The sequence below is a fragment of the Williamsia deligens genome, from assembly GCF_024171765.1.
Taxonomy (GTDB): domain Bacteria; phylum Actinomycetota; class Actinomycetes; order Mycobacteriales; family Mycobacteriaceae; genus Williamsia_A; species Williamsia_A deligens.
In genome coordinates this window covers 2,203,709-2,224,027 of the sequence record NZ_JAMTCI010000001.1, presented here as the reverse complement: position 1 = coordinate 2,224,027, position 20,319 = coordinate 2,203,709, and the positions used below count along the sequence as shown (strand labels likewise).

General features: G+C 69.7%; 20 protein-coding genes and 1 pseudogene. 14 read left to right on the top strand and 7 right to left on the bottom strand.

From position 1 onward, the window contains the following. Positions 1–45: 45 nt before the first annotated feature. Genes LX14_RS10470 through LX14_RS10455 form a run of 4 tightly spaced genes read left to right on the top strand, consistent with a single transcriptional unit; the run spans position 46 to position 3,708 of the window. Positions 46–1,059 (top strand): Zn-ribbon domain-containing OB-fold protein, encoded by a 1,014-nt coding sequence (locus LX14_RS10470; RefSeq protein ID WP_372505375.1) that lies wholly within the window; start codon positions 46–48, stop codon positions 1,057–1,059. Beyond that, positions 1,056–2,096 carry a thiolase family protein gene (locus tag LX14_RS10465; RefSeq protein WP_253647141.1) on the top strand — a complete coding sequence of 347 codons (1,041 nt, stop codon included), beginning with the start codon at positions 1,056–1,058 and terminating at the stop codon, positions 2,094–2,096. The genes LX14_RS10470 and LX14_RS10465 overlap by 4 nt, the downstream gene beginning before the upstream one ends. 5 nt (positions 2,097–2,101) lie before the next feature. Continuing rightward, on the top strand, positions 2,102–3,271 hold the full coding sequence (locus tag LX14_RS10460; RefSeq protein ID WP_253647140.1) for a thiolase family protein: 1,170 nt from the start codon (positions 2,102–2,104) through the stop codon (positions 3,269–3,271). Continuing rightward, positions 3,268–3,708 (top strand): nuclear transport factor 2 family protein, encoded by a 441-nt coding sequence (locus tag LX14_RS10455; protein WP_253647139.1) that lies wholly within the window; start codon positions 3,268–3,270, stop codon positions 3,706–3,708. Before LX14_RS10460 ends, LX14_RS10455 begins: the two co-directional genes overlap by 4 nt. A gap of 52 nt (positions 3,709–3,760) precedes the next feature. On the opposite strand, the gene bla is transcribed toward LX14_RS10455, so the two are convergent. Together bla and LX14_RS10445 are read right to left on the bottom strand one after the other, a co-directional pair. Then, the gene (gene bla, locus LX14_RS10450) at positions 3,761–4,663 is read right to left on the bottom strand and encodes a class A beta-lactamase (RefSeq protein WP_253647138.1); all 903 of its coding nucleotides are present in this window, start codon (positions 4,661–4,663) and stop codon (positions 3,761–3,763) included. 92 nt (positions 4,664–4,755) lie between these two features. Next, positions 4,756–6,036 carry a cytochrome P450 gene (locus tag LX14_RS10445; protein WP_253647137.1) on the bottom strand — a complete coding sequence of 427 codons (1,281 nt, stop codon included), beginning with the start codon at positions 6,034–6,036 and terminating at the stop codon, positions 4,756–4,758. Between the two features lie 122 nt (positions 6,037–6,158). On the opposite strand from LX14_RS10445, the gene LX14_RS10440 reads away from it, so the two are divergent. The 5 genes and pseudogenes from LX14_RS10440 (at position 6,159) to LX14_RS10420 (ending at position 10,422) form a co-directional block, all read left to right on the top strand. Beyond that, positions 6,159–7,325: a steroid 3-ketoacyl-CoA thiolase gene (locus LX14_RS10440; RefSeq protein ID WP_253647136.1), complete on the top strand. Its 1,167-nt coding sequence runs from the start codon at positions 6,159–6,161 to the stop codon at positions 7,323–7,325. A 12-nt stretch (positions 7,326–7,337) separates the two neighbouring features. After that, positions 7,338–7,832: a nitroreductase family deazaflavin-dependent oxidoreductase gene (locus LX14_RS10435; protein ID WP_253647135.1), complete on the top strand. Its 495-nt coding sequence runs from the start codon at positions 7,338–7,340 to the stop codon at positions 7,830–7,832. Positions 7,833–7,945: 113 nt separating this feature from the next. After that, entirely contained in the window at positions 7,946–9,319 is a 1,374-nt protein-coding gene (locus LX14_RS10430) for a WS/DGAT/MGAT family O-acyltransferase (RefSeq protein WP_253647972.1), read from the top strand. Positions 9,320–9,384: 65 nt separating this feature from the next. Then, positions 9,385–10,059 (top strand): GNAT family N-acetyltransferase, encoded by a 675-nt coding sequence (locus tag LX14_RS10425; protein WP_253647134.1) that lies wholly within the window; start codon positions 9,385–9,387, stop codon positions 10,057–10,059. 7 nt (positions 10,060–10,066) lie between these two features. Then, positions 10,067–10,422, top strand: a pseudogene (locus LX14_RS10420) (DUF1304 family protein). A gap of 7 nt (positions 10,423–10,429) precedes the next feature. Here LX14_RS10420 and katG read toward each other — a convergent pair. Continuing rightward, the gene (katG, locus tag LX14_RS10415; protein WP_253647133.1) at positions 10,430–12,700 is read right to left on the bottom strand and encodes a catalase/peroxidase HPI; all 2,271 of its coding nucleotides are present in this window, start codon (positions 12,698–12,700) and stop codon (positions 10,430–10,432) included. A 159-nt stretch (positions 12,701–12,859) separates the two neighbouring features. Beyond that, the gene (locus LX14_RS10410; RefSeq protein ID WP_253647132.1) at positions 12,860–13,933 is read right to left on the bottom strand and encodes an NAD(P)-dependent alcohol dehydrogenase; all 1,074 of its coding nucleotides are present in this window, start codon (positions 13,931–13,933) and stop codon (positions 12,860–12,862) included. Between the two features lie 96 nt (positions 13,934–14,029). Between LX14_RS10410 and LX14_RS10405 the strand changes: the two genes are divergently transcribed. After that, entirely contained in the window at positions 14,030–14,617 is a 588-nt protein-coding gene (locus tag LX14_RS10405; RefSeq protein ID WP_253647131.1) for a TetR/AcrR family transcriptional regulator, read from the top strand. Positions 14,618–14,621: 4 nt separating this feature from the next. On the opposite strand, the gene LX14_RS10400 is transcribed toward LX14_RS10405, so the two are convergent. The 3 genes from LX14_RS10400 to LX14_RS10390 are packed head-to-tail and all read right to left on the bottom strand — an operon-like array spanning position 14,622 to position 16,711. Continuing rightward, a complete protein-coding gene (locus tag LX14_RS10400; protein WP_253647130.1) occupies positions 14,622–14,978 on the bottom strand; it encodes a DUF8021 domain-containing protein in 357 nt (118 codons plus the stop codon). Between the two features lie 27 nt (positions 14,979–15,005). Next, a complete protein-coding gene (locus LX14_RS10395) occupies positions 15,006–15,926 on the bottom strand; it encodes an SDR family oxidoreductase (RefSeq protein ID WP_253647129.1) in 921 nt (306 codons plus the stop codon). Next, the gene (locus tag LX14_RS10390; RefSeq protein WP_253647128.1) at positions 15,923–16,711 is read right to left on the bottom strand and encodes an SDR family oxidoreductase; all 789 of its coding nucleotides are present in this window, start codon (positions 16,709–16,711) and stop codon (positions 15,923–15,925) included. Before LX14_RS10390 ends, LX14_RS10395 begins: the two co-directional genes overlap by 4 nt. An 83-nt stretch (positions 16,712–16,794) precedes the next feature. Here LX14_RS10390 and LX14_RS10385 point away from each other — a divergent pair, with 83 nt between their 5' ends. From LX14_RS10385 to LX14_RS10370, 4 genes are read left to right on the top strand one after another with little or no spacing between them, the layout of a single operon-like run. Beyond that, entirely contained in the window at positions 16,795–17,553 is a 759-nt protein-coding gene (locus tag LX14_RS10385; RefSeq protein WP_253647127.1) for an enoyl-CoA hydratase family protein, read from the top strand. Beyond that, complete coding sequence (locus LX14_RS10380) at positions 17,550–18,476, top strand: CoA transferase subunit A (RefSeq protein WP_253647126.1); 927 nt, start codon at positions 17,550–17,552, stop codon at positions 18,474–18,476. The genes LX14_RS10385 and LX14_RS10380 overlap by 4 nt, the downstream gene beginning before the upstream one ends. Then, a complete protein-coding gene (ipdB, locus tag LX14_RS10375) occupies positions 18,473–19,237 on the top strand; it encodes a cholesterol ring-cleaving hydrolase subunit IpdB (RefSeq protein WP_253647125.1) in 765 nt (254 codons plus the stop codon). Before LX14_RS10380 ends, ipdB begins: the two co-directional genes overlap by 4 nt. Continuing rightward, positions 19,234–20,307: an NAD(P)H-dependent flavin oxidoreductase gene (locus LX14_RS10370; protein ID WP_253647124.1), complete on the top strand. Its 1,074-nt coding sequence runs from the start codon at positions 19,234–19,236 to the stop codon at positions 20,305–20,307. The genes ipdB and LX14_RS10370 overlap by 4 nt, the downstream gene beginning before the upstream one ends. Positions 20,308–20,319 lie beyond the last annotated feature (12 nt).

The window sequence follows — 20,319 nt, the reverse complement described above, 5'->3', positions numbered from 1 at the left end:
TTCTTGCGCACCAATACTAGAACCTGTTCTACTCGCTGGGTGACCATCAGCGAGACAGGACCCGGGCCGGCCTCTGCGCTGGCGTCCGCGGTCGCCGACGTCCCCGAACCCGAGACGGCGGTGCTCACCGCGCCACTGCGCAACAGCTTCGACTACACCCGCTCCCTCGGACCGGTGCTGGGCCGCTTCGCCGACGGCATCCGGGCGGGCCGGATCGTGGGCGGACGCACGGCCGCGGGCACGGTGATGGTGCCGCCGAGCGAGTTCGACCCCGAGACGGGGGCACCCACCACGGAGTTCGTCGACGTCGGCCCGGTCGGCACGGTCACGAGCTGGTCGTGGCAGCCGACCCCGTTGCCGGGTCAGCCGTCGGAGACCCCGTTCGCGTGGGCGCTCATCCGGCTCGACGGAGCCGACACCGACCTGTTGCACGCCGTCGCCGTCGACTCCCCCGACGCGCTGAGCACCGGCGCCCGCGTGGTCCCCGTGTGGGCCGAGGAACGCACCGGTCGCATCACCGACATCACCCACTTCGTCCCGGGCGACACCGCCACGGACGCGGTGCCGTCGACGACGGAGCAGGAGATCCCCGGCGTCGTCAGCTACCCCATCGGGCTCGAGATCGACCACGCCGCAACGGTGGTCGAGACCTGGTACCTCGAAGGCCTCAAACAGGGGAAGTTGATCGGCGGCCGCACCAGCGACGGTGTCTACTTCCCGCCCCGCGTGTCCAGCCCCGCCAACGGCGACCCCACCACCGAGAAGGTGGAACTGCCCGACACCGGCATCGTGACGACCTTCTGCATCGTCAACGTCCCGTTCCTCGGACAGCAGATCAAGCCGCCCTACGTCGCGGCGTACGTCGTCCTCGACGGGTCGGACATCGGCTTCCTGCACCTCATCCTGGAGTGCGAGGCCCACGAGGTCCGGATGGGGATGCGGGTCAAGGCGGTGTGGCGCGACGAGTCCGAGTGGGACCACACGTTGCGCAACATCAGCCATTTCAAGCCGTCGGGTGAGCCCGACGCCGACTACGAGACCTACCGGAGTCACCTGTGAACGCACCACGCGTGGCGGTCGTCGGGTTCGCCCACAGCCCGCATGTCGACCGCACCTTCGGCACCACCAACGGTGTCGAGATGCTCATGCCCTGCTTCGCCAAGCTCTACGCCGAGCTGGGCATCAGCCGCACCGACATCGACTTCTGGTGCAGCGGCTCGTCGGATTACCTGGCGGGGCGGGCGTTCTCGTTCATCTCCGCGATCGACTCCATCGGCGCCGTACCGCCGATCAACGAGTCCCACGTGGAGATGGACGCAGCGTGGGCGGCCTACGAGGCGTACGTGAAGATCTCGACCGGGGAGGTCGACCTCGCCCTGGCCTACGGGTTCGGCAAACCGTCCGCCGGGACCATGGATCTCACGCTCGCCCTGCAGACCGATCCGTACACGGTGTCACCGCTGTGGCCGGACGCGTCGTCGCTGGCCGGCCTGCAGGCGCGCCTGGGTCTCGAGTCGGGGGCATGGACCGAACGGCAGATGGCCGAGGTCGCGGCGCGCACCCTCGGCCGCGACGTCGACGACCTGCTCGCCGAGCCGCTCACCGCCGCTCCGCTGCGGGCCCACGACGCATCGCGCTACACCGACGGTGCCGCGGCACTCATCCTGGCGAGCGAGGACCGCGCGAAGGAGCTCGTCGCGAACCCTGCATGGGTCACCGGCTGGGACCACCGCATCGACACCCCGAACTTCGGTGCCCGCGACCTCACCACGTCACCGTCGACCCGCCTCGCCGGCGACAGCGCGCTGGGCGACGACCGCGCGTTCGACATCGCCGAGCTGTACGCGCCGTTCACCCATCAGGAACTCATCCTGAGAAACGAACTGCGACTGCCCGGCTCGGTGCGGATCAACCCCTCCGGAGGAGCGCTGGCGGCCAACCCGATGTTCGCGGCGGGTCTCGAGCGCATCGGCTTCGCCGCCACCGCCATCCTCGCCGGGGAGGCGGGCACGGCGCTCGCGCACGCCACGAGCGGACCGTTGCTGCAACAGAACATGGTGGTCGCCCTGTCCGGCGCCGCCGGAAGCGGGGAGTGACACAGATGGGTGGCAACCGCGCCGCGGTCATCGGGACCGGGCAGACCAAGTACGTCGCCAAGCGGCACGACGTGACGATGGCCGGGATGTGCCGTGAGGCCATCGACGCCGCACTGGCCGACTCCGGCTACACGATGGACGACATCGACGCCGTCGTGATCGGCAAGGCCCCCGACCTGTTCGAGGGGTCGATGATGCCGGAGCTGTCGATGGCAGCGTCGCTCGGCGCCGTCGGGAAGCGACTGATCCGCGTGCACACCGCGGGGTCGGTCGGGGCGTCGACCGCGGTGGTGGCGTCGTCGCTGGTCAAGTCCGGCATCCACAAACGGGTGCTGGCCGTCGCGTGGGAGAAACAGTCGGAGTCGAACGCCATGTGGGCGTTGTCGATCCCCGTCCCGTTCACCATGCCGGTCGGTGCCGGTGCGGGTGGGTTCTTCGCCCCCCACGTCCGCGCCTACATCCGGCAGGCCGGTGCCCCCGAGCACATCGGCGCCATCGTCGCCGCCAAGGACCGCCGCAACGGCGCGAAGAACCCGCTGGCCCACCTGCACCAGCCCGACATCACCGTCGAGAGCGTCATGGCATCCCAGATGCTCTGGGACCCCATCCGGTACGACGAGACCTGTCCGTCGTCGGACGGCGCGTGTGCCGTGGTCATCGGTGACGAGAAGTCCGCCGACGACGCCGTCGCCGACGGGACCCCGGTCGCGTGGATCCGCGCGACCGCCATGCGGACCGAGCCCCTCGCCTACGCCCACCGCAACGTGGTGAGCCCGCAGGCCGGCCGGGACGCGTCCGCCGCCCTGTGGCGCGACGCCGGGGTCACCGACCCGCTCGACGAGGTGGACGTCGCCGAGATCTACGTCCCCTTCTCGTGGTTCGAACCGATGTGGCTCGAGAACCTCGGGTTCGCCGCGATCAACGAGGGCTGGAAGCTCACCGAGGCCGGCGAGACCGATTTCGGCGGACGGATGCCGGTCAACCCCTCGGGCGGCGTCCTCTCGTCGAACCCGATCGGTGCGTCGGGCATGATCCGGTGCGCCGAGGCCGCCCGCCAGGTCCAGGGCAAGGCCGGTGACCACCAGGTCGACGGCGCCCGCACCGCGCTGGGACACGCCTACGGCGGTGGGTCGCAGTACTTCTCGATGTGGTTGCTCGGCGCGGACAAGCCATGAGCGCCAAGCCCGCCTACCTCTACATCGACCGGGAGAACAACCCCGCCGTCGTCGCCGGACGCGTCTCCCGCGAGATGGTGGCCGCCCGCGACAAGCAGGGATGGCTCGACAACTTCGCCGACGACGCCGTCGTCGAGGACCCCGTCGGACCGTCGATGTTCGACGAACACGGGACCGGTCACCGCGGGCGGGACGCCATCTCGGCGTTCTGGGACATGACGATCGCGACCACCGAGCGCCTCGACTTCGAGTTCGACGAAGAGATCATCTGCGGGAACGAGGTCGCCTACATCGGCCGCATCGTGACCCACATCGGCGGACACGTCACCACCTCGCGAGGCGTGTTCACCTACCGCGCCGACGACGCCGGCAAGCTCGTCGCCCTCCGCGCCTTCTGGGAGGTCCAGAAGACGATGGAGTCGATGACAAAGGCCTGACCCGTCAGGCGGACAAAGGCCTGACCCGTCAGGCGGACAAAGGCCTGACCCGTCAGACCGCGCGCGCCACCAGCGCAGCCACCCGCCCGATGATGTCCTGGTTAGGCGTGGCGTCGGGGTCGACACGGCTGTTGCGGGTCTGCACGACCAGCAGGATCCGTTGTCCCCGCGGCCCGATGAGCAGGCCGCCGTCGTTCGCCGTGCCGAAGTCGCCGGAGCCGGTCTTGTCCGCCGACGTCCATCCGGCGCGCAGGTTCGCGCGGAAACGCTTGTCCGACGTCCTCGTCCCGCGCATCCACCCGACGAGCGTCGCCCGGTCGCGGGGATCGAGCCGGTCGCCGACCATCACCGCGCGCAGCCCCGCCGCCCACGCCTGGGGGACGGTCGTGTCGCGCAGGTCCCCGGGGATCGCGGTGTTCAGCGCCGTCTCCTGTCGCACCATCACCGTCGCCGGGTCGCGGACAGATCGGGCGAACGCCGTCACCGCGGCGGGGCCACCGATCGCGGCGAACATGAGGTTCGCCGCGGTGTTGTCGCTGCGCTGCAGCGCCGCGGTCGCGATCTCGGGGTAGGTCATGGTGCGTCCGACGAACGTCTGCGTGACCGGCGAGTTGGCGACGATGTCCCGCGCGCGGACCGGCACCGGGGTGTCCAGACGCAGCCGACCGTGGCGGGCGGCATCGAGCACTGCTGCCGCGAGGTACACCTTCGACATCGACAGCACCGGGAACCGCCGGTCGGCGTCGACCGACGCGATCACCCGTCCGGTCGTCAGATCCCGTGCCCACACCCCGACGTCGACGTGGGCTGCGGCCGCGAGCGACCGGATCTGCATGTCGACGGACGGTGCCGCCTGCGCCGGAGCCGTCGTCAGACCGACGGCGACGAGAACCGGGAGCAGCGCCGCGAACGGCCGGAAGGTACGCATGGCGAACAGTGTGCCCGGCTCGGGCATGCGGGTACACCACTGACACCGATGCGCGTCGCCGAGTGCATCGTGCACGCGGTGGTCGACATGGGTGTCGGTTGTGGACGGCGAGGAGAACCTCAGCGGTAGCGGACCGACAACTCCTTGATCCCGTTGATCCACCCGTGGCGGAGATACCGGGGTTCGGCGACCTTGGTGATGTCGGGCATGTGGTCGGCGATGGCCCCGAAGATCAGGTCGATCTCCATGCGCGCGAGATTCGCGCCCACGCAGTAGTGGGCGCCGTGCCCGCCGAAACCGACGTGCGGGTTGGGGTCTCGTGTGATGTCGAAGGTGAACGGGTCGGTGAAGACGTCGGTGTCGTAGTTCGCCGACCCGTAGAACATGCCGACGCGCTGACCCTCGCGGATCTGCGCCCCACCGAGCTGCACGTCGGCCTTCGCCGTCCTCTGGAAACAGTTCACCGGCGTCGCCCATCGCACGATCTCGTCGGCCGCGGTCGCCGGGCGCTCGCGCCGGAAGAGCTCCCACTGCTCGGGGTTGTCGAGGAACGCGTTCATGCCGCGGCTGATCGCGTTGCGCGTCGTCTCGTTGCCGGCGACGCTCAACATGATGAAGAAGTAGCCGAACTCGAGTTCGTCGAGCGCGTGCCCGTCGATGTCGGCGTGGACGAGTTCGGTGACGATGTCACCGACAGGGCACTTCTTGCGGTCCTCGGCCATCTCGTAGGCGTAACCGAGCATCTGCGCCGACGCCATCTGCGGGTCGTCGGTGAAGTCGGGGTCGTCGTAGTTCATCATCGCGTTCGACCACGCGAACAACTTCTGCCGATCCTCCTGCGGCACACCGAGGAGGTCGGCGATGGCCTGCAGCGGCAACTCGACGGCGACGTCGTGGACGAAGTCCCCCGTCCCGTCGTTCGCCGCGGCCTTCTCGACGATCTGCCGCGCCCGCTCGGCCAGCCCCTCCTCCAGGGCATGCACCGACCGCGGCGTGAACGTCTTCGACACCAACTTGCGCAGGCGCGTGTGGTCCGGTGGGTCGTGGTTGATGACGAGCGCCTTGGTCACCTCGAGTGCCTCGGGCTCCATAGCGTCGTCGAAGCGCACGATGACACCGTTCGCGTTCGCCGACCACAGGTCGTTGTTCTTCGAGATCGCCCGGATGTCCTCGTGCCGCGTCACCGCCCAGTAGCCGCCGTCCCGGAAACCGCCGCCGCTGCCGGCGGGTTGGTCGACCCAGTGAACGGGCGCGGTCTGCCGCAACTCGGCGAACGTCGCGTGCGGGATCCCGCCCTGCAACAACGACGGGCTGGTCAGATCCACACCGTCCCGCAACACGGGGTCGGTGAAGACCGGACATCCCGAGGTGGGCGTGGGCAGGGCGTCGGCTCCGGTCATGATCGAGCTTCCTCACGTGGTGAACCTGTTCCAGTTCTCAGTGAACACCCGACGGCGCCGATCGGGAAGCATTTCCGGCGCCCGATGTGGACTGAAGTGAGAACGTGTTCTAGTTTGCAGGTATGGGCAAGCCGGTCATCGTGGAAGCAGTGCGTTCGCCGATCGGGAAGCGGGCCGGGTGGTTGTCCGGTCTGCATCCCGCCGAGATCCTGGGAGCGGTGCAGCGCGGCGTCATCGAGCGCGCCGGCATCGACCCCCTCCTCGTCGAGCAGGTCGTCGGCGGGTGCGTCATGCAGGTGGGTGCGCAGGGCAACAACGTCACCCGGACGGCGTGGCTGAACGAGGGGCTGCCGTGGCAGACCGGCGCCACCACGGTCGACTGCCAGTGCGGTTCAGCCCAGCAGGCCAACCACCTCATCGCCGGACTCATCGCGACCGGCACCATCGACGTCGGCATCGCCTGCGGGGTCGAGGCGATGAGCATGGTGCCGCTCGGGGCCAACGTGATGCTCGAAGGAGCGGGTCCGCGTCGACCCGAGTCGTGGGACATCGACATGCCCAATCAGTTCGAGGCCGCCGAGCGGATCGCGCAGCGACGGGGCATCACCCGCGCCGACACCGACGCCCTCGGCGAGCGCAGCCAGCGTCTCGCCCGGCAGGCGTGGGACGAGGGCCGTTTCGACCGCGAGGTGCTGTCGATGAAGGCGCCCGAGCGCACGAAGGACGGCGAACTGACCGGGGACATCCTCGACGTCACCCGCGACCAGGGGCTGCGGGACACGACCCTCGAGTCGCTCGGGAACCTCAAGCCCGTGATCGAGGGCGGGATCCACACGGCCGGCACGTCGTCGCAGGTGTCCGACGGCGCCGCCGCCGTGCTGCTGATGGACGAGGACAAGGCGCGGTCCCTCGGCCTGACACCGCGCGCCCGGTTCCGCGCCCAGGCCCTCGTCGGCGCCGAGCCGTACTACCACCTCGACGGTCCGGTGCAGGCGACCGAGCGGGCGCTCTCGAAGGCGGGGATGTCGATGTCCGACATCGACCGCTTCGAGGTCAACGAGGCGTTCGCGTCGGTGCTGCTCAGCTGGGCGTCGGTCCATCAGCCCGACATGGACCGGGTCAACGTCAACGGCGGCGCCATCGCCCTCGGCCACCCGGTGGGCAGCACGGGCGCCCGCCTCATCACCACGGCCTTGCACGAACTGGAGCGCAGCGACTCGTCGACGGCGTTGATCACGATGTGCGCGGGAGGCGCGCTCTCGACGGCATCCATCTTGGAACGAATCTGAGAAGATGTTCCAATGACATCGGACAGGAAGACCCGCGAGAAGCCGGGCGCACTCGACTCGCCCGCGGTCGGAGCCATCCTCAAGTGGGGGTCGAAGGCCAACACCGCGCTGTACAAGGCCACCGGCGGACGCATCGGCGGCAACTGGCGGATCGGAGCGGGCTTCAAGAAGCCCGTACCCGTCTGCCTGCTCACCACCACCGGGCGCAAGACCGGCGAGCCGCGCACCGTCCCGCTGCTCTGCCTCCGCGACGGCGAGAACGTCGTGCTCGTCGCCTCACAGGGTGGTCGCAAGAACCATCCGCTCTGGTACCTCAACCTCGTCGCCGACCCGGACGTCCGCATCCAGATCGGCAAGCGCACCCGTGCGTATCGGGCACATCCCGCCGACGACGCCGAACGGACTCGTCTGTGGCCTCTGATGGCCGATCTGTACGCCGACGTGGACCAGTACCAGGAGTGGGCCGACCGGACGATCCCGCTCGTCGTCTGCGTGCCGTCGGACTGAGTACAACCCCCATGCGGTGACCTTTCCGTGACCCGGGTCACGGTCTACGGTCCGGTCGGGTGAAAACCCTCTCCGATCAGGGGCGAGGGGACAACACTGGTCCGGTGACATACATGCCTCCGACCGACGCGATGTTCCTGCTCGCCGAATCGCGCGAGCATCCGATGCACGTCGGCGGCCTGCAACTCTTCACCCCGCCCGAGGACGCCGGTCCCGACTACGCCCGCGACATGGTCGACGAACTCCGCTCGCACACCGACGTCAGCAGCCGCTTCCGTCGGCGTCCCGCCGACCCCGTCAGTTCGGTCGGGAACACCTGGTGGACAGAGGAACCGCACGTCGACCTCGACTACCACATCCGGCACTCGGCGGTCCCCCGGCCGGGACGCATCCGTGAGCTCTTCCAGCTCACCTCGCGGTGGCACGGCACCCTGCTCGACCGTCACCGCCCCCTGTGGGAGACGCACCTCGTCGAGGGCATCGAGGGCGGTCGGATCGCGGTCTACAGCAAGGTGCACCACTCCCTGCTCGACGGCGTCTCCGCCCTGCGGGTCACCCAGCGTGCGCTGACCGACGACCCGAACGACACCACGATCCGTGTCCCCTGGGATCCGCAGCCGCCCCGGTCCAAGGAGGTCCAGTCCTCGGGTGGCGGGCCGCTCGCCCTGCCGCTGTCGGTGATCGGCAAGGGTGTCTCCCTGGGGACCACGGCCGCCGGCCTGGTGCCCGCGTCGCTCAAGGTGCTCACCCAGGCCGTCCGCGACCACAACTTCACCACGCCGTTCGAGGCCCCGCGCACCATGCTCAACGGCCCGATCGGCGGCGCTCGTCGATTCGTCGCGCAGTCCTGGGAGATCGAGAGGGTGCGTGCCGTCGGCGATTCCGTCGGCGCGACCCTGAACGACGTGGTGCTCGCGATGTGCAGTGGTGCGTTGCGCCGCTACCTGCAGGAGAACAACGCCCTGCCCGACAAGTCGCTCACGGCGATGGTCCCCGTCTCGCTCCGATCCGACTCCGACAGCGCCGGCGGGAACTCGGTGGGTGCCGTCATCTGTTCCCTCGCGACCGACATCGAGGACCCGCTGGCACGTCTGCAGACCATCCGCGAGTCCGCACAGGCGTCGAAGCAGTTGATGAAGGAACTGACGCCGCTGCAGATCCTGCTGCTCAGCGCGGTGAACATGTCGGCGCTGGCACTCTCGCCGCTGCCCGGCTACGTCTCCCTCGCGCGTCCGCCGTTCAACATCATCATCTCCAACGTGCCCGGCCCCGACAAGCCGTTGTACTGGAACGGATCTCGTCTCGACGGCATCTATCCCGCGTCCATCGCGCTGGACGGCCAGGCCATGAACATCACGTTCACCAGCAACGACGACGCCCTCGACTTCGGCATCGTCGGGTGCCGGCAGACCCTGCCGAGCCTGCAGCGGATGATCCACCACCTCGAGGACGCGCTGGCCGAACTGGAGAAGGCCGCCGTCGCCTGACACCCGCGACACCCCGTCGCGCCCAACCCCGATCGCAGCGCGCGCGGCTGTCCTACGATGACGCCATGACCGATCATGACCGTGCAGCAGCGCGCAGGGAGATCACGAACGCCCTCTCGACGGCGTTCGACAAGCGCCACGAAGTGCTCGACGCCATCGTCGACGCCCCCGACCGCGACAGCGCCGTGCGATCGCTGACGCAACTGCTCGACTCCTCCACCCTCGGCGCCGAGGCCGTCATGGGGATGTCCCTGCAGCAGCTGACCGTCGACGAGCGTCGTGCGAACCAGGCCGAACTCGAGGACCTCGACCGTCAGCTGACCTTCACCCTCACCGAGCGCCCGGGCAGCTCCGGCGACACGCTGAGCCTGCGCGCGTTCCAGGGCACCGTCGACAGCGACATCTTCGGCGCCCGCACCGAGGAGATCGGTTCCGCGGGAGACGGTTCGGGCAACCCGGCGGGCGGTCTCGACGAGGAGATCGCGCTGGCCACCGAGCGCGTCCGCGTCGAGGAGGCCGCCTGGTATGTCGCCGAGGAGCTCACCTCCGACGGCGCCACCAAGGTCGGCCTGGTGTTCGGTGAACTCGTCGGCGGCGAGGTCAACGTCCGCATCTGGATCCACCCCGATCACCGCAAGAAGGGCTACGGCACAGCCGCACTGCGCAAGTCGCGATCGGAGATGGCGTCGGCGTTCCCCGGCGTGCCGATGGTCGTCCGCGCCCCCGGCGCCTCGGCCTGACCGGTCGATGCCCGTTCTCGCAGCGGTGTTCGCGGCCCTCGCGGCCGTGCTGCACGTCGCGATCTTCGTGATGGAGTCGGTCCTGTGGACGCGGCCCGCCGTCCATCGACGGTTCGGTCTCGCCTCGGCCGACGAGGCGGTCGCGACCCGGTCGATGGGTTCTACAACCTCTTCCTGGCCGTCGGGATCATCGTCGGGATCGCGATCGGCGGCACCGCAGGTACGACGCTCGTCGTGTTCTGCTGTGCCTGCATCGTCGCCGCCGCAGCGGTCCTGCTCACCACAGGACTGTCGTATCTGCGGGCAGCGACGACGCAGGCACTGTTCGCCGTGATCGCGCTGGTGCTGTTCGCGGTCCTCTAGACCGGGCTCAGCCCTTCACGACGTCGTAGCGGTCGGCCATCATCACCGTGTCCCAGACGTCGACGAAGTCGCGGACGAACCGCTCGTGACCGTCGCTGCCCGCGTACACCTCGGCGACCGCGCGCAGCTGGTCGTTCGAGCCGAACAGCAGGTCGTTGCGCGATGCGTGGAACCGGGTCTCGCCGGTCGTCCTGTCGTCGACGGTGAACGCCGTCGGCCCCGCGGCCCCCTCGGAGCCGTCGGCCGGGGTCCACACGTAGTCCATGCTCGTCACGGTGTCGAAGAAGTCCGTCGTGAGCACACCGACACGGTCGGTGAACACGCCCGTGTCGGAACCGTCGTGGTTGCAGCCCAACACACGCAGGCCACCGGTGAGCGCGACCCACTGCGGCGCCGACAGCCCCAGGAGCGCGGCGCGATCGAGGAACATCCGCTCGGGCGCCACCGACGACACCGAGTGGTACTCGGGCAGGACGTAGTTGCGGAAACCGTCGACGACCGGTGCGAGCCAGGCGAACTGCTCGGGGTCGGTCTGGTCCTGGGATGCGTCGACGCGCCCCGGCGTGAAGGGGACCGTGACGGTGACGCCGGCGTCGGCGGCGGCCTTCTCGACGGCGACGACGCCGCCGAGGACGAGGACGTCGGCGAGGCTCACCGAGGTTCCGCTCGCCTCCTTGATGTCCCGCAGCTTCGCGACCACGTCGACGGTGCGGGCGTTGACCGACCAGTCCTTCTGCGGCGCCAGCGCCAGGCGTGCTCCGTTCGCGCCGCCGCGCTTGTCGGAGATGCGGAACGTCACGGCCGACGAGAACGCCGTGTAGGCGAGGTCCGAGACCGAGATCCCCGAGTCCGCGATCGCCTGCTTGAGCGCGGTGATGTCGGCGTCACCGATCACCGGGCCGTCGGCGGCCGGCAGCGGGTCCTGCCAGGAGAAGTCCTCGGCCGGGACCTCAGGACCGAGGTAGCGCGACTTGGGTCCCATGTCGCGGTGGGTCAGCTTGAACCACGCCTTGGAGAACTGCTCGGTGAAGTGGTCGAAGTCGGCGAGGAACCGCTCGCAGATCTCACGGTAGACCGGGTCGACCTTCAGCGCGATGTCGCTCGTCATCATCATCAGCGGCTCGTCCCTGCCGGCGATGTGCGCGTCGGGGGTGCGCGGCGCGTCGGGGTCGGTCGGGGTCCACTGCAGCGCGCCGGCCGGGCTCTGGGTCTTCTCCCACTCGTGGCCGAAGAGGTTCTCCAAGTACGAGTTGTCCCACTGCGTGGGGTTCTGGGTCCACGAGCCCTCGATGCCGTTGGTCATCGTGTTCTCGGCGTTGCCGTCGCCCCGAGGGTTGTGCCAGCCGAGGCCCATCGCCTCCATCGGCGCGATCTCCGGCGGCGCACCGATCTCCTCCGACGGCACCTTGCCGTGACTCTTGCCGAACGCGTGGCCGCCGGCGATCAGCGCGACGGTCTCCTCGTCGTTCATCGCCATGCGGCCGAACGTGATCCGGATGTCGACCGCGGATGCCGCCGGGTCACCCTCCTGGTTGGGGCCCTCCGGGTTGACGTAGATCAGCGACTGATGCGACGCGGCCAGCGGCTGCTCGAGTTCGTAGTCGGCGTCACCGGGCTGACCGGTCCAGCGCTTGCTGCGGTCGACCATCGCGTCGTAGGACTCCGGGCTCGTGTTGTCGATCCACTCCGCGCCCCAGTAGGTGGCGTCGTCGGCCTCCCACGCGTCGCGGCGACCGCCGCCGAACCCGTACGTCGGGAAGCCCATGATCTCCAGCGAGCAGTTGCCCGCGAGGATCATCAGGTCTGCCCACGAGAGCGCGTTGCCGTACTTCTTCTTGATCGGCCACAGCAGGCGACGTGACTTGTCGGTGTTGCCGTTGTCCCACCAACTGCTGATCGGTGCGAAGCGCTGCAGGGCCTGACCTGCTCCGCCGCGACCGTCGGCGATGCGGTAGGTGCCCGCGGAGTGCCAGGCCATGCGGATCATCTGCGGGCCGTAGTTGCCGTAGTCCGACGGCCACCAGTCGACCGAGGTGGTGAGGAACTCCTTGATCTCGTTCTTCAGGGCATCGAGGTCGATGGCCGAGAACGCGGCCTCGTAGTCGAAGTCGCGCAACGGGTTCGCGGCGGGACCATCGGTGTGCAGCTGCTCGACGCGCAGCCGATCGGGGTACCAGTCGGACAGAGTGGGCTTCGACGTCTCCGCCCCGCCGATCGTGTTGCCACCGAAGGGACACTTCCCCTCGAGGACCTCGGAGTACTCGGAATACGTCGTCATGACGGGGCCTCTCATCGGGGCGTGGGTGACGCGGACGAGCCCACACCGACCGGTTCTGGGCCACTGCTGTCATTCATACGCACGCGTTCGGCGTCGGGCGACGAAAGTTGTGACCCTGTGCCCCACATCTCGATCCGGACACGATCCGGGCGACCGACCTCAGCGGGCGGCTTCCACCTCGCCGTGGACACCGGGCATGTCGAGATCGGACATGTCGAGCACCATGCGGTACCGGACGTCGTTGTGTCGGACGCGCGACAGTGCCGCGTCCACCTCCGCGGAGGGCACGACGTCGACGTCGGCGAGCACGCCGTGCTCGCCGCAGAACGCGAGCATCTCCCGCGTCGACCGCAGACCCCCGCTGCCACTGCTGCTCAACCGCTTCCGGCCGACGAGCAGCGCCAGGGTGTCCACGCTCATCGGACCGAGGTGGCCGAGCTGGACCAGCACACCGTCGACCGCGGTGACCCGCAGGTACGGCTCGATCTGGTGCTCGGCCGAGATGGTGTCGATCACGACGTCGAAGGTGTCCCGGGCGGCTGCCATCCGCTCCTCGTCCGTCGACACGAGGAGGTCGTCGGCGCCGAGGGCGCGGGCGTCCTCGGCCTTGTCCGCCGAGCGGCTGATGACGGTGGTCCGCGCGCCGAGCGCGACCGCGAACTTCACGGCGAGATGTCCGAGACCGCCGAGCCCGGCGACGGCCACACGCGAGGTTGAGTCGACGCCGGCGGCACGCAGCGGTTCCCAGACGGTGACCCCGGCGCACAGCAGGGGTGCTGCCGCCGCCGGGTCGAGGCCGTCGGGGAGCGGATGGCAGAAGCCCTCACGCACCACGTACTCCCGCGCATAGGCGCCGGCCGTGGTCGACCCGTCCCGCCGATCCGTGCCGCCGTAGGTGAGCGTCGGGAACTCGTGACACCAGTTCTCCTGCCCGGCGCGACAGTGTGCGCAGATCCCGCACGAGTCGACGATGTTGCCCACGGCCACCGTGTCGCCGGTCCGGAACGTCGACACGGCATCACCCACGGCGACGACGGTCCCCGTGAACTCGTGGCCCGGTACCACCGATCCACCGGCCGCGAGGCCGTCGATGCTGTGGACGTCGGTGTGGCACACCCCGCAGAAGTCGATGCGCACCGCGACGTCGTCGTCGCGGAGGTCTCGTCGGGCGACGGTGGTGCGTCGACCCCCGCGCCCGGTGTCGTCGAACATCCATGCCGTCGTCTCCCGCATGATCTCTCCTAAAACAGAACGGTCGGTTTGCTTTGGACACCGTAGCCCTCTCCCGGCCCTCCGGCAAACCAACCGGTCTGTTCTAGACTGCGGTGCGTGACCGAGGAGCAGACACTGACCGCGAAAGGCGCCGCGACCCGGCAGCGGATCCTCGACGCGGCGACCGACGAGTTCGCCCGCCACGGCATCGCCGGGGCGCGGGTCGAGCGGATCGTCGCCACGGCACGCACGAACAAGGCGCAGCTGTACCAGTACTTCGGCAGCAAGGACGGCCTGTTCGACGCGATCTTCTTCGGTTCGATGGAGCGCATCATGTCCGTCGTGGCGATCGACGCCGACGACCTCGCCGACTGGGCCGTGCGCCTCTACGACGAGTACCTGCGCCGCCCCGATCTCATCCGTCTGGCCACCTGGGCGCGTCTCGAACGCCGTCCGGCCGGGACCCTGGTCGCGGAGCAGGACCGCGTCGACGCACCCAAGCTGGCGGCCATCGCCGACGCCCAGCGCCGCGGGCTCGTCCGCGCGGGGGACCCGTTCGACATCATGGCCATGGTCATCGCCATGTCCATGGCGTGGTCCCCGGTCAGCAACGTCTACGCCGCGACCGCCGACGAACCGACGCCGACGCACGACGCCCGGCGTGAACTCCTGCGCGAGAGCGTGATCCGGGTGGTCACCCCCTGACACGTCAGCGTCGTCGAGGTGGGAACCCGATCCGGGCGGTGATGCGGTCGATGCGCCCGTCGAGGTCGACGTCGAAGCGCTCGCGCACCCGCGCCGACAGGCCGAACACCACGTGGACGAGGAACTCGGCCTGCACCGACCCACCCTCGACCTGCTCGATGCCGATGATCTCGACGCGACGGATCACGCGGTACTTCCGGCCGACGTCGAGGTCGTGGATGATCGCCGGCCCGCTCGATCCGGTCCGGATGCCGTTCTCCACGCGGCGACACCCGTCGGCGAGACGCACCGCCGAGACGTCATGACTCGCCAGCGCCTCGATGTAGGCGCGGGCGTCGGCGATCGGGTCCGGTGTGGTCACCGGGTCATGATCGCACCGGCGGGCGCCTCAGCGTGCGCCGTAGACGGGGAACGGTGCCGGGGCCTCGCCGAGGATGTCGGCGACGACCGGCCCGAGTTCGGCAGGGTCCCACCGCGCCCCCTTGTCCCGCGCCGCGCTGCGCTGCCAGCCGTCGGTGACGGAGATCCTCCCGCCCTCGACCTCGAACACCCGCCCGGTCACGTCGCCCGAGCCCGGCGATCCGAGCCACACCACGAGGGGTGACACGTTCGCCGGGTCCATGGTGTCGAAGGACCCGTCGTCGGGCGCCGCCATCTGCGCGGCCATCGCGTCGCCGGCACTGGTCGTCATCCGGGTCCGGGCCGACGGCGCGATCGCGTTCACCGTGATGCCGTATCCCTTCATCTCGGCGGCGGCCTGGATCGTCAACTCGGCGATCGCCGCCTTCGCCGCCGCGTAGTTGCCCTGCCCGACCGAGCCGTACAGGCCGGCCCCGGAGGAGGTGTTGACGACGCGTGCCTGTCGGGGTGACCCCGCCTTCGACTGCGCCCGCCAATACTCGGCGGCGTGCCGCAGCGTCGCGAAGTGACCCTTGAGGTGGACGCGGACGACGTCGTCCCAGTCCGACTCGCTCATCGACACCAGCATCTTGTCCCGGAGGAACCCGGCGTTGTTGACCAGGACGTCGAGCGCACCGAACTCTTCGACGGCGGTGGTGACGAGGCTCCTCGCACCCTCCCAGTCGGCGACGTCGGCCCCGTTGACCACGGCCTCCCCGCCTGACGCGACGATCTCGGCGACGACCTGCTCACCCGGGGACTCGCCGGTCGCGCTGCCGTCCAGTCCGGCGCCGATGTCGTTCACGACGACCTTCGCCCCCGACGCCGCGAACGCGAGCGCGTGCTCCCGGCCGATCCCCCGGGCGGCGCCGGTGACGACGACGACCCGTCCCTCGTTGATCCCGCTCACGGCGCCTGGTGCTCCAATCGGTTGTCGGTTGTGCCGGCGTCGAGGAACGCCGGCCGTTCGCCGCCTCCGTGCACGGTGAGCACGGAGCCGGTGATGTAGGAGGCCAGGGGCGACAGCAGGAACGCGACGGCGTGCCCGACGTCGGTCGGGCGGGCCATCCGTCCCATCGGGATCGTCCGCCCCACCGCGGCCACACCGTCGGCGTCGCCGTAGTGCATCGCGGACAGCTCGGTCTCGACCGGCCCCGCCACCACGCTGTTGACCCGGACCGTCGGCGCCCACTCGACGGCGAGCGACCCGGTGAGGCTGTCGAGCCCGGCCTTCGCGGCGCCGTATCCGGCGGTCCCGGGCGACGGGCGGTGTCCGCTGACGCTGGAGACGTTGACGATCGAGCCACCGCCGGACCGTGCCAGCGACGCCCGTGCCGCCTGCGCGACCAGCAGCGGCGCCAGGAGGTTGAGCTCGACGATCTTGCGGTGGAACCGGTCGGAGGCGTCGGACGCCAGGGAGAAGGGTGCGCCCCCGGCGTTGTTCACCAGCCCGTCGAGGCGGCCGTGACGGTCGGTCACCTGCGAGACCATCGCCGCGACGGCATCGGCGTCGCGGACATCGCAGGCGACGAAGTCGAGCGCGTCCGGCAGGGCACCACCCGGTTCGGGTGGGCGACGTGCGCACGCCACCGGGACCGCCCCGAGGTCGGCGAGGACCGTGCAGATCCCGGCACCCACGCCCCGCGCTCCCCCGGTGACGAGCACGACGTGCCCCGACAAGCCCAGGTTGGCCATCTGTTGCCCCATTTCCACCGCTGACGTGCCTGCTACGCTACCAAGCAAGTGTTTGGTTGGTAACCATAGCGAGAGGGGCGCGCGTGCCCATCACCACATCGACGATCGAACCGGGGATCGTGGCGGTCACCGTCGACTTCCCGCCGGTCAACGCGTTGCCGTCGGCCGCATGGTTCGACCTCGGCGACGCGATCCTGGCCGCCGGGGCGGATCCGACGACGTCGGTCGTCGTACTGCGCGCGGAGGGCCGCGGCTTCAACGCCGGCGTCGACATCAAGGAGATGCAGAACACCGAGGGGTTCGGCGCACTGATCGGCGCGAACCGGGGCTGCGCGCACGCATTCGCCGCGGTCTACGACTGCAAGGTGCCGGTCATCGTCGCCGTCAACGGGTTCTGCGTGGGCGGCGGCATCGGGCTGGTCGGCAACGCCGACGTCGTCGTCGCCTCCGACGACGCGGTGTTCGGGCTCCCCGAGGTCGACCGCGGCGCGCTCGGTGCGGCAACGCATCTCGCGCGCCTGGTCCCCCAGCACATGATGCGCACCCTGTACTTCACCGCGCAGAACGTGACCGCCCAGCAGCTGCACCACTTCGGCTCGGTGTACCGCGTCGTCGCGCGCGATGATCTGCTCGAGGCCGCCCTCGAGGTCGCCCGCATGATCGCGGCCAAGGACACCCGGGTGATCCGTGCCGCGAAGGAGGCCATCAACGGCATCGACCCCGTCGACGTCAAGACGAGCTACCGCCTCGAGCAGGGCTACACCTTCGAGCTGAACCTCGCGGGCGTCGCCGACGAACACCGGGATGCCTTCGCAGGCACCAGCAAGGCGGGCGGACGATGACCACGGGGACGCGCAGGACACAGACCGACAAGACCTCGACCCTCGACGAGGCGATCGGGGAGATCCGCGACGGGATGACCATCGGCATCGGTGGCTGGGGGTCACGCCGCAAGCCGTTGGCACTCGTCCGCGCCCTCGCGCGGTCCGACGTCCGCGACCTGACGGTGGTCACCTACGGGGGCCCCGACCTCGGATTGCTCTGCGCGGCAGGCAAGGTCCGCAAGGCGTACTACGGCTTCGTCTCCCTCGACTCGCCACCGTTCTACGACCCCTGGTTCGCCCACGCCCGCACCTCCGGGGCCATCGAGGTCCGGGAGATGGACGAGGGCATGGTGAAGTGCGGACTGGAGGCGGCCGCGGCGCGCCTACCGTTCCTGCCCATCCGCGCCGGCCTCGGCTCGGCCGTCCTCGACTTCTGGGGGGACGAGCTGCGCACCGTCGACTCCCCGTACCCGTCGGCCGACGGCCGCACCGAGACCCTCGTCGCGATGCCCGCCCTCGAGCTCGACGTCGCCCTGGTCCACCTCGACATCGCCGACGTCCACGGCAATGCCGCCTACACCGGCGTCGACCCGTACTTCGACGACCTGTTCTGCGGCGCGGCACAGCGGCGGTTCCTCGAGGCCGACCGCGTCGTCGAGACCACCGAGCTGGTCGAATCCGTGTCACCGCAACGCATGCTGCTCAACCGGATGAACGTCGACCGTGTCATCCACGCCCCCAACGGCGCGCACTTCACCTTCGCGGGTGACTACCGCCGCGACGAGGCGTTCCAGCGTCACTACGCGCAGTCCGCCGCCGACCCCGAGTCGTGGGCGACGTTCCGCGACCACTTCCTCGACGTCGACGAGGAGACCTACCAGGAGCGCGTCGTCGAGTGGACGCGGGAGCGTACCGAACAGAAGGAGGGCGCACCCGCATGAGCGACGTGACCTGCGCCGAGACCTGTGTGATCGCCTGCGCCGAGATCTTCTCCGGCGCGGGCGAGATCATGGCCTCCCCCATGGCGACGACCCCGTTGATCGGCGCCCGCCTGGCCCGCCTCACCACCGAACCCGACCTGCTGATCACCGACGGTGAGGCGCTGATCTTCGCCGACACCCCGGCCGTGGGGACGTCGGCGCCCATCGAGGGGTGGATGCCGTTCCGCAAGGTCTTCGACGTCGTCGCCTCGGGCCGGCGACATGTGGTCATGGGCGCCAACCAGATCGACCGCCACGGCAACCAGAACCTGTCGGCGTTCGGGCCGCTGCAGCACCCGAAGCGGCAGATGTTCGGCGTCCGCGGCGCGCCCGGCAACACGATCAACCACCCGACGAGCTACTGGGTGGCCCGCCACTCCTCGCGGGTGTTCACCGAGACCGTCGACATCATCTCCGGCGTCGGATACGACCAGATCGATCCGGCCAACCCCGCCTACCGGTTCCACCACATCCATCGCGTCGTCACCAACCTGGGCGTCTTCGACTTCCGCGGACCGGACCACACGTTCCGCGCGCTGTCGCTGCACCCGGGCGTGACCGCCGACGAGGTCGTCGAGAACACCGGTTTCGAGGTCGCGGGCCTCGACGACGTCGGCGAGACCCGGGCGCCCACCGACGAGGAACTGTCGCTGATCCGCGACACCCTCGACCCGAAGGGACTGCGGGACAAAGAGGTCGCCCCGGCAGGAGCGGCACGATGACGCAGGCGCCGCTGCGGACCGCGTTCACCGAGCTCGTCGGTGTCGACTACCCGGTGGTGCAGACCGGGATGGGATGGGTGTCCGGCGCCTCCCTGACCTCGGCCACGTCCAACGCCGGTGGGCTGGGCATCCTGGCGTCGGCGACCATGACCTTCGAGGAACTCGAGAAGGCCGTCGCACGGACGAAGTCGCTGACCGACAAGCCGTTCGGCGTGAACATCCGCGCCGACGCCACCGACGCCGAGGAACGCATCGACCTGCTGATCCGTGAGGGCGTCAAGGTCGCGTCGTTCGCCCTGGCGCCGAAGAAGGACCTCATCGCCAAGCTCAAGGACCACGGTGTCGTCGTCATCCCGTCCATCGGGGCGGCGAAGCACGCGGTGAAGGTGGCGTCGTGGGGTGCGGACGCGGTCATCGTCCAGGGCGGCGAGGGCGGCGGACACACCGGACCGGTCGCGACGACGCTGCTCCTGCCGTCCGTGCTGGACGCCCTCGGCACCGACGGGATCCCCGTCGTCGCGGCGGGCGGCTTCTTCGACGGACGGGGCCTGGCCGCGGCACTCGCCTACGGCGCAGCGGGCGTCGCGATGGGGACACGCTTCCTGCTCACCTCGGACTCGACCGTCCCGGACTCGGTGAAGCAGGAGTACCTGGGCCGGACACTGGCCGACACCGTGGTCTCCACCAAGGTCGACGGGATGCCGCACCGGGTGCTGAAGACGTCGCTCGTCGAGAAGCTGGAGGGCGGGAACCCCGCGACCGCGCTCGCGGCGGCGGCGAAGAACGCCAACGACTTCAAGCAGATGACCGGCATGAAGTGGACCACCATGCTGCGGGACGGGCGGGCGATGCGTCGTTCGGGTGACCGGACGTGGCAGCAGATCATCATGGCCGGCAACACGCCGATGCTCCTCAAGGCGGGGCTCGTCGACGGCAACACCGACGCCGGGGTCCTGGCGTCGGGCCAGGTCGTCGGGATGATCGACGACCTCCCCAGCTGCGCCGATCTCGTCCAGACCATCGTCGGCGACGCGCGGGCACGGATCCGCGCCCTCGGCGACCTCGGCTGAGGAACAGCAGGT